Raw genomic sequence first — 8,429 nt, 5'->3', positions numbered from 1 at the left:
CACGGAGAGAATGGTCTCCATGGCCGTCCAGGTCTTGAAGGTTTCGGCGACGCTCATGTTGAAGTACTGCTTCACCAGCCAGAACCCGGCGTCGTTGACGTGGGAGAGGATCAGCGAGCCGGCGCCGGTGGCCAGCACCAGCAGCTCGCGGTTGACTCCGGGGATCATGCCGACCACCGGCACCACGATGCCGGCGCCGGTGATGGTGGCGACCGTGGCGGAACCGGTGGCCACGCGGATCACCGCCGCCACCAGCCAGGCCAAGAGGATCGGCGAAATCTGCGCGTGCACCGCCAGGTGGCCGATCACGTCGCCCACGCCGCTGGCCACCAGCATCTGCTTGAAGCCGCCGCCGGCGCCGATGATCATCACGATGGCGGCGGTGGGCGCCAGGCTCTGGTCGAGCAGCTTGAGCAGCTTCTGCGAGCCGAAGCCACGGGCGTAGCCGAAGGTGTACAGGGCCAGCAGCAGCGCCAGCAGCAGGGCGGTGATCGGGTGGCCGAGCATGTCCATCCAGGCGCGGAAGGCGTGGCCGTCGGGCAGCAGCACGTCGGCGAAGGTCTTCAGCAGCATCAGGAACACCGGCAGCAGCACGGTCGCCAGGGTCACGCCGAAGCTCGGCAGGTCGGCGCTTTCCGGCTCGTGGGCGATCTGCGCCACCAGTTCCGGGTTGGGGCTGCCGGGAATCACCCGCGAGATCCAGGCGGCGAACAGCGGGCCGGCGATGGCCGCGGTGGGCAGGGCGACGATCAGGCCGTAGAGAATGGTCTTGCCGATGTCCGCGCCGAACACGCCGATGGCCAGCAGCGGGCCCGGGTGCGGCGGCACCAGCCCATGCACGGCCGAGAGCCCGGCCAGCAGCGGGATACCGATCTTGATCAGCGATACGCCGCTGCGCCGCGCGACGATGAACACCAGCGGCACCAGCAGGATGAAGCCGATCTCGAAGAACAGCGGGATGCCCACCAGGAAGGCCGCCAGCATCATCGCCCAGTGCACCTTGCGCTCGCCGAAGGCGTCGATCAGCGTGCGGGCGATCTGGTCGGCGCCGCCGGACTCCGCCATCAGCTTGCCGAGCATGGTGCCCAGCGCGAGTATCACCCCGACGAAGCCGAGCACGCCGCCGAAGCCGTCCTGGAAGGCCTTGACGATCTGCGCCACGGGCATGCCCGAGGTCAGGCCGAGGAAGCCGGCGGCAATGATCAGGGCGACGAAGGGGTGGATCTTGAAGCGGGTGATCAGCAGGATCAGGCCGATGATGGTCACCAGCGCGTCCAGCAGCAGATAAGTCTCGTGGGACAGACCGAACATGGCGGGGCTCCCTTGTCGTTGTTTTGTCAGGAGTTTTAAGATAGCGCTGTCTTTGGCGCGCGGCGAAAAAAGTCAGTCCGCCTCGTGGGCGCGCCACCAGGCCAGGGCCTGTTCGGCGATGCGTTCCACCGGCAGGGTGGCGTCCACCGCGAGGGTCAACGGCTCATCGTGCGGCGGCTCGAGGGCGGCGAACTGGCTGTCGATCAGGGTCGCCGGCATGAAGTGCCCGGGGCGCTCGGCGACGCGTCGCGCGGCCTCGTCGCGGGGCAGTTCGAGGAACACCACGCCCAGGCCCGGCACGGCTTCGCGCAGGCGTTCGCGATAGGCCAGCTTGAGCGCCGAGCAGGTCAGCACGGGTTGCTGCCCGGCGGCCACGGCCTGGCGCAGCAGCTCGGCCAGGGTGGTCAGCCAGCCGGCGCGGTCGTCGTCGGTGAGGGGGATGCCGGCGCTCATCTTGCGGATGTTCTCGGCCGGGTGGAAGGCGTCGCCTTCGATCTCCTGGGCGCCGCTCAGCCGGCACAGGGCCTGGCTGACGCTGGTCTTGCCGCAACCGGAGACACCCATGATGAGCAGGGCATGGATGGGGGACATGTCGCACCTCGGCGTGGAGACAGCGCTGTCTTTAAAGGTCGAAGCCAAAAGCATGGGCTGCCTCCGCTTTCTTGTCATTTTAATGTTCGCTTTTGTGTCCGCGGGTTTGATGCTCCGCGGCGCGCCATGGGCCTTTCAGGCAATTGCCCGGCGCGCGAGACAGCGCTACCTTAGTGCCTCGATTTTCGTTTGGCAAGCCAGCCGATGCCCTCTCAGAAGAAGAACGACAAGAACTCCCGCGGCAGTGGCCGCCCCACCCTGAACGAGGTCGCGCAGCGCGCCGGCGTCAGCCCGATCACCGCTTCCCGCGCGCTGCGCGGGGTCAGCAGCGTCGCCGAGGCGCTGGTGCTCAAGGTGCGCGAGGCCGCCCAGGAACTGGGCTACGTGGCCAACCCGGCGGCGCGCGCGCTGGCCTCGGCGCAGAGCCACAGCGTGGTGGTGCTGGTGCCGTCGCTGTCCAACCAGCTGTTCGTCGACACCCTCGAAGCCATCCACGGCGTGCTGCGCCCGAAGGGCCTGGAAGTGCTGATCGGCAACTTCCACTATTCGCGCGACGAGGAAGAAGACCTGATCCGTAACTACCTCGCCTACCAGCCGCGCGGCCTGCTGCTCACCGGCTTCGAGCGCACCGAGAGCGCGCGGCGCATGGTCGAGGCCAGCGGCGTGCCCTGCGTGTACATGATGGACCTGGACCACAGCCCCGGCCTGCACTGCGTCGGCTTCTCGCAGATCGCCGCCGGCAGCGCCGCCGCCGCGCACCTGCTGGCTGGCGGCCGGCGGCGCCTGGCCTATGTCGGTGCGCAACTGGACCAGCGCACCCTGCTGCGTGGCGAGGGTTTCCGCCGCGCCCTGCAGAAGGCCGGCTGCTACGACCCGGCCCTGGAGCTGCTGACCCCTCGGCCGTCCTCGGTGGGCCTGGGCGGCGAGCTGTTCCGCCAGCTGCTGGCGGCGCAGCCGGACGTGCAGGGCGTGTTCTTCGGCAACGACGACCTGGCCCAGGGCGCCCTGCTGGAAGCCCTGCGCCAGGGCATCGAGGTGCCGAAGCGGATCGCCGTGCTCGGCTTCAACGACCTGCCCAGCTCCGAGTTCATGGTGCCGCGCCTGTCGAGCATCCGCACCCCGCGCCAGGAGGTCGGCCGGCGCGCTGCCGAGACCCTGCTGGCGCTGATCGGCGGGCGCGAGATTGCCGAGCCGGTGCAGGACCTGGGCTTCGAACTGATGGTCCGCGAAAGCAGCTGAATCCCTCGCAGCCCGCGTCCGACGGGCGGTCGAGCCCTCTCGCTGCGCGCCGATGGGCGGTCATTCGCTAGGGTGCTTACGCCAAAAGGGCCGCTTTTTCGGTAGCGGCCCTGCTGCCCGCGAGCTTTATCGTGTAGCTAGAGCGGGCGCATTTTTCGGCCTTCAAGCCTTTCCCTGTTTTCCGCCCCATCGGTGGCGCGCGTGCGTGTGCCTGTGGGCGGACTAGGGATATGGCCTATTGCCACTTATTTTGCCTTCGCGCAGCATGCGCGCCAATGACTGGGCGGGCCCGGGGTCCGGCTTTCGGGGGAGAGCCGCCGGGTAGGGAATATCAGCCATGTTCGGGGCAGGACGCCTGGTTTTCAGGAGTTTTAGAATGCCCATTCGGGTAGTGTTGGTTGATGACCACGAGTTGGTCAGGGCGGGTATCCGCCGACTGTTGGTGGACAGTGGTTACGAGGTGGTCGCCGAGGGCAGCGACGGTGACCAGGTCGAAGGCCTGATCGAGGCCCACGCGCCGGACGTGATATTGCTCGACCTCACCATGCGCCGCTGCTCGGGGCTGGAGGCGCTGGAGCGGGTGCGGGGGCGCTGGCCGGAACTGCCGGTGATCCTGTTGTCCATGCACGACACCGCCGACTACGTGGTCAAGGCCATGCAGATGGGCGCCAGCGGCTATCTGCTGAAGGACGCGCCGGTCATGGAGCTGCAGCTGTCGATCCAGTCCGTGCTCGCCGGCCACCGCTACCTCAGCCCGCGGGTCGCCGGGCAACTCATCGACGCCCTCGGCAAGCCGGCCGCCGAAGCGCCGGTGGAACTGCTCACCGGGCGTCAGCAGGAAGTCCTGTACTGGCTGGCCAAGGGCAAGAGCAACAAGGAAATCGCCTTCATCCTCAACCTCAGCGCCAAGACCGTGGACACCCACCGCGCGCAGATCATGGATCGCCTGGGCATCCGCGACCTGGCCGGATTGGTCCGCTACGCGTTGCGCCGGGGCATCATCAAGCTCGACGAGTGAGCCTCCCGCCCGGCGCATCGGTAAAACTACCTAGGCGCCCTTGCGTAATTCTCTGATAAGTCCCCGAGCCGCAATTTCCTTAAGCTCGTCGCAATAAAGGCATTTTGCCACTGCGCAGGGGCGGTCGTCCGATTTCGGCGGCCGGCGCCGGCCAGCGGTCAACCGGGTTGCGGCCGACGTGGCTGGGAGAATTCTGCATGGCCAAGAGCGTGCGGCTGGTCGTTCTTGTTCCTTCGCTGCGCCTGGGCGTCGCCCTGCTGCTGGGGCTGGGCGCCTGCGCGGCGCTCGCCGCCTCCTGGTGGGCCGGGCTGCTCGCCGTGGCCGCGCTGGGCCTGGCCGGCTGGACCCTGCTGGGTGCCAGCGTGAGCCTGGGCACGGCCAGCGACGACAATCTCGATGACGCCGAAGCGCAGCAGGCGCGGGACGACCTGCAAGGCCTGCGCGAGTTGCTGGATGCGGTGCTGCCGCTGTGGCAGCGGCATGTCGGCCTGGTGCGCGAGCAGACCTGCGTCGCCACCGACGGCCTCGCCGAACGCTTCGCCACCATGGGCCAGCAGGTCCGCGAAGTCCTGGAGCTCGGCGGTGGGCAGCAGGCCGGCGGCATCTTCGAGGTGTTGCGCGGCGCCCAGGTGGAGCTGCCGCGCGCCCTGCAGATGCTCGACGAGACCCGCGAGGACCGCGAGCATTTCCTCGGCGAGATCCGCAACCTCAGCGACTTCGTCGGCGAGCTGCACGGCATGGCCGAGGACGTGGCGAAGATCGCCTCGCAAACCAACCTGCTGGCGCTCAACGCGGCCATCGAAGCGGCGCGCGCCGGCGAGAGCGGGCGTGGTTTCGCGGTGGTCGCCGACGAAGTGCGCAAGCTTTCCTCGATGTCCGGCGCCACCGGTGTGCGCATCACCGACAAGGTCCAGGTGATGAGCCAGGCCATGGAAGCCATGGTCCAGCACGCCGAACGCATGACCGAACGCAACCGCAGCAGCATCCACGACGCCGAGGGCGTGGTGGCCACCGTCCTCGGCGAGATGGGCGAGGGCGTGGTCGGCCTGGAGCAGCGCCTGGAACTGCTCCAGCAGAACAGCCGCGAGGTGGAGCACACGGTCAACGCGGTGCTCGTCGACCTGCAGTTCCAGGACCGCGTCAGCCAGATCATCGAACAGGTCCGCAGCGACATGCAGCGCCTCGGCCAGCGCCTTGGCGAACGCCCGCTGCCGCGCAGCGGCGACTGGCTGCGCGAGCTGGAGGCCGGCTACACCACCCTGGAGCAGCAGCGCGTCCACGCCGGGCAGAGCTCGGCGAGCGTCGAGCAGTCCTCCATCACCTTCTTCTGACTAGCGGCAAACAGGAAGCAACTCTATGGGCAAGACGGTCCTGGTAGTGGACGACTCGGCGAGCTTCCGGCAGGTGGTCGGCATCGCCCTGCGCGGCGCCGGCTACGACGTGCTGGAAGCCGGTGACGGCAAGGACGCGCTGGGCAAGCTGGACGGCCGCAAGATCAACCTGATCGTCTCCGACGTGAACATGCCGGTGATGGATGGCATCACCTTCGTCAAATCCGCCAAGCAGCTGCCGGCCTACAAGTTCACCCCGGTGATCATGCTGACCACCGAGGCCGGCGAGGCGAAGAAGGCCGAGGGCAAGGCCGCCGGCGTGCGCGCCTGGGTGGTCAAGCCGTTCCAGCCGCCGGTGCTGCTCGACGCCGTGGCCAAGCTGATCCTGCCCTGAGGCCGCGCGCATGCTCGAGATCAGCGGTCGTGACGCGACGGGGCGCCTGAGTTGCAGGCTGCGCGGCGAGTTCAACATCTACCACGCGGCGCGCCTGAAGGATGAGCTGCTGGCGCTGCTGGACGCCCACCAGGACCTGGAACTGGACCTCGGCGACGCCGACGAGTGCGACACCAGCGGCGTGCAGATCCTGCTGCTGCTCAAGCGTACCGCGCGGGCGCGCGGCAAGCGTCTGGCGCTGGTCAACCATTCCTCCAGCGTGCTGGAAGCGATGGAACTGTTGAACCTGGTTTCCGAACTGGGCGACCCGCTGTTGCTGCTGCAGGCCCGGGAGGACTCGGCATGATGAATCTCGACCAGGCGCGCGGCGTGCTGGTGCAGGAAGGCCGCGAGCTGCTCACGGCCATGGAGGAGGCGCTGCTGGAGCTGGAAACCAGCGGCTACAGCGCCGAGCGGGTCAACGCGGTGTTCCGCGCCGCGCACACCATCAAGGGCTCCGCCGGGCTGTTCGGGCTGCAGCTGCTGATCAGCTTCACCCACGTGGTGGAGAGCCTGCTGGACGAGGTGCGCAACGGCGAGCAGGACCTCGACGGCGCCATGCTCTCCCTGCTGCTCGGCTGCGGCGACTACATCGGCGCGCTGCTCGACGCCGTGGAGTCCGGCCACGAAACCGTGGACCCCGATCCGCAGCGCCGCGACAACCTGCTGGCGCAGCTGCAGAGCTACCTCGAGCGCGAGACCTCGGTCGCCGTCGTGGTCCCGCCGGCCAACGAATACCAGGGCCGGGTCGACGTGCTGGAGGCCGAGAGCGTCAGCAGCGACCTCTGGCACATCTCCCTGCGGCCCAACCCCGACGTGCTGCGCAACGGCCTCGATCCGCTGTCGTTCCTGCGCTACCTGGAAACCCTGGGGCGCATCGTCCACCTGCACACCCTGACCGACGCCTTGCCGGAACCGCAGAACTTCGACGCCGAGGCCTGCTACCTGGGCTTCGAGATCGAGTTCGAATCCAGCGCCGACAAGCAGGCCATCGAGGCCGCCTTCGAATTCATCCGCGAGGACGCGCGGCTGCACATCATGCCGCCGCACAGCGCCATCGAGTCCTATACCCGGCTGATCGCCGAGCTGCCGGAAGCCCCCACGCTGCTCGGCGAAATCCTGGTACGCAGCGGCGCCCTGACGCCGAGCGAGCTGGAGCGCGTGCTCGAACTGCAGGACCAGGCGCCGCTTCCCGCCCCGCCGCTGGGCACCCTGCTGGTGGAAGAACAGCTGGTCGCCCCGCCAGTGGTCAGCGCCGCGCTGAACAAACAGAAACAGGTGGAAGACAAGCGCGCCAGCGAGCAGGTGTTCATCAAGGTCGAGGTGGGCAAGCTCGACCAACTGATCAACCTGGTCGGCGAGCTGGTGATCGCCGGCGCCGCCGCCAGCCTGTCGCTGCGCCAGGGCGACCCCAGCGCCATGGCCGAGGCCCACGAGGGCGTCACCACCCTGGTCGAGCACATCCGCGACGCCTCGCTGTCGCTGCGCATGGTCGCCATCGGCGAAGTGTTCCAGCGCTTCCCCCGGGTGGTGCGCGACATCAGCAAGGAACTGGGCAAGGACATCGAACTGCTGGTCACCGGCGCCGACACCGAACTGGACAAGTCCATGGTGGAAAAGCTCGCCGACCCGCTCATGCACATCGTGCGCAACGCCATGGACCACGGCATCGAGCCGTCCGGGCAGCGCCAGGCCGCCGGCAAGTCGGCGCGCGGCACCCTGCGCCTGAACGCCTACCACGAGTCCGGCAGCATCGTCATCGAAGTCAGCGACGACGGCCGTGGCCTGGACCGCGAGCGCATCCTCGCCAAGGCCCTGGAGAAGGGCCTGGTGCAGGCCGAGCAGCACCTCAGCGACGGCGAGATCTACCGGCTGATCTTCGAGCCGGGGTTCTCCACCGCCGCCCAGGTCACCAACCTGTCCGGGCGCGGCGTCGGCATGGACGTGGTGCGCCGCAACATCGAACAACTGCGTGGCGAAGTCGAGGTGCTCAGCGAGTTCGGCCTGGGCGCCACGGTGCGCATCCGCCTGCCGCTGACCCTGGCGATCATCGATGGCTTCCTGGTGCGGGTGGCCGGCGAGTCCTTCGTGCTGCCGCTGGACCTGGTGGTGGAGTGCGTCGACCTCGGCCGGCAGAGCGGCCAGCACGACCTGCTGAACCTGCGCGGCGAGCCGCTGCCGTTCGTTCGCCTGGGCGAGCTGTTCGGCCTGCAAAGCCCTGCGGGCCAGCGCGAGAGCCTGGTGGTGCTGCAGTTCGGCCAGGAGCGCGCGGGGCTGGTGGTCGACCAGCTCGGCGGCGAGTTCCAGGCGGTGATCAAGCCGCTGGGGCATATCTTCGCGCGCAACAAGGTGCTCAGCGGTTCGACCATCCTCGGCGACGGCAGCGTCGCGCTCATCCTCGACGTCGCCCAACTGATCCAGCGCGCGGTGCTGCGCTGCGACCCTCCGGCGGCGGGCGCCGCCTGACGGCGGCTCGCCCATCCATCCAGAAGCATCCAGGAGAATA

Annotated in this window: 8 protein-coding genes; 6 read left to right on the top strand and 2 right to left on the bottom strand. The window is 68.4% G+C overall.

The window, feature by feature from the left end; translation table 11 throughout:
• Positions 1-1,311, bottom strand: a 1,311-nt coding sequence (locus tag P3W75_RS14160) for a GntP family permease (protein WP_276227989.1), incomplete at its 3' end; no start/stop codon positions are given.
• Between the two features lie 72 nt (positions 1,312-1,383).
• The gene (locus P3W75_RS14155; protein WP_276227988.1) at positions 1,384-1,902 is read right to left on the bottom strand and encodes a gluconokinase; all 519 of its coding nucleotides are present in this window, start codon (positions 1,900-1,902) and stop codon (positions 1,384-1,386) included.
• A gap of 204 nt (positions 1,903-2,106) precedes the next feature.
• On the opposite strand from P3W75_RS14155, the gene P3W75_RS14150 reads away from it, so the two are divergent.
• The 6 genes from P3W75_RS14150 to P3W75_RS14125 all read left to right on the top strand — a co-directional run bounded on the left by P3W75_RS14150 (position 2,107) and on the right by P3W75_RS14125 (position 8,389).
• Positions 2,107-3,141 (top strand): LacI family DNA-binding transcriptional regulator, encoded by a 1,035-nt coding sequence (locus P3W75_RS14150; RefSeq protein WP_276227987.1) that lies wholly within the window; start codon positions 2,107-2,109, stop codon positions 3,139-3,141.
• A 376-nt stretch (positions 3,142-3,517) separates the two neighbouring features.
• Positions 3,518-4,159 carry a response regulator gene (locus P3W75_RS14145; RefSeq protein ID WP_276227986.1) on the top strand — a complete coding sequence of 214 codons (642 nt, stop codon included), beginning with the start codon at positions 3,518-3,520 and terminating at the stop codon, positions 4,157-4,159.
• 197 nt (positions 4,160-4,356) lie between these two features.
• Positions 4,357-5,490 (top strand): methyl-accepting chemotaxis protein, encoded by a 1,134-nt coding sequence (locus tag P3W75_RS14140; RefSeq protein WP_276227985.1) that lies wholly within the window; start codon positions 4,357-4,359, stop codon positions 5,488-5,490.
• Positions 5,491-5,515: 25 nt separating this feature from the next.
• Positions 5,516-5,884, top strand: coding sequence for a response regulator (locus tag P3W75_RS14135; protein WP_276227984.1), 369 nt, complete (start codon positions 5,516-5,518; stop codon positions 5,882-5,884).
• Between the two features lie 10 nt (positions 5,885-5,894).
• Positions 5,895-6,230 carry an STAS domain-containing protein gene (locus tag P3W75_RS14130; protein WP_276227983.1) on the top strand — a complete coding sequence of 112 codons (336 nt, stop codon included), beginning with the start codon at positions 5,895-5,897 and terminating at the stop codon, positions 6,228-6,230.
• On the top strand, positions 6,227-8,389 hold the full coding sequence (locus P3W75_RS14125; protein WP_276227982.1) for a chemotaxis protein CheA: 2,163 nt from the start codon (positions 6,227-6,229) through the stop codon (positions 8,387-8,389). Before P3W75_RS14130 ends, P3W75_RS14125 begins: the two co-directional genes overlap by 4 nt.
• Positions 8,390-8,429 lie beyond the last annotated feature (40 nt).

The organism is Pseudomonas citronellolis, from assembly GCF_029335315.1.
Classification (GTDB): domain Bacteria; phylum Pseudomonadota; class Gammaproteobacteria; order Pseudomonadales; family Pseudomonadaceae; genus Pseudomonas; species Pseudomonas citronellolis_A.
Note: the sequence above shows the minus strand (reverse complement) of the source record. Positions and strands in the feature narration are given on the sequence as shown.

Coding starts and splice junctions, on each gene's coding strand:
- P3W75_RS14130 (WP_276227983.1), top strand. CDS start 5,895: ATGCTCGAGATCAGCGGTCGTGACGCGACGGGGCGCCTGAGTTGCAGG.
- P3W75_RS14135 (WP_276227984.1), top strand. CDS start 5,516: ATGGGCAAGACGGTCCTGGTAGTGGACGACTCGGCGAGCTTCCGGCAG.
- P3W75_RS14125 (WP_276227982.1), top strand. CDS start 6,227: ATGATGAATCTCGACCAGGCGCGCGGCGTGCTGGTGCAGGAAGGCCGC.
- P3W75_RS14145 (WP_276227986.1), top strand. CDS start 3,518: ATGCCCATTCGGGTAGTGTTGGTTGATGACCACGAGTTGGTCAGGGCG.
- P3W75_RS14150 (WP_276227987.1), top strand. CDS start 2,107: ATGCCCTCTCAGAAGAAGAACGACAAGAACTCCCGCGGCAGTGGCCGC.
- P3W75_RS14140 (WP_276227985.1), top strand. CDS start 4,357: ATGGCCAAGAGCGTGCGGCTGGTCGTTCTTGTTCCTTCGCTGCGCCTG.
- P3W75_RS14155 (WP_276227988.1), bottom strand. CDS start 1,902: ATGTCCCCCATCCATGCCCTGCTCATCATGGGTGTCTCCGGTTGCGGC.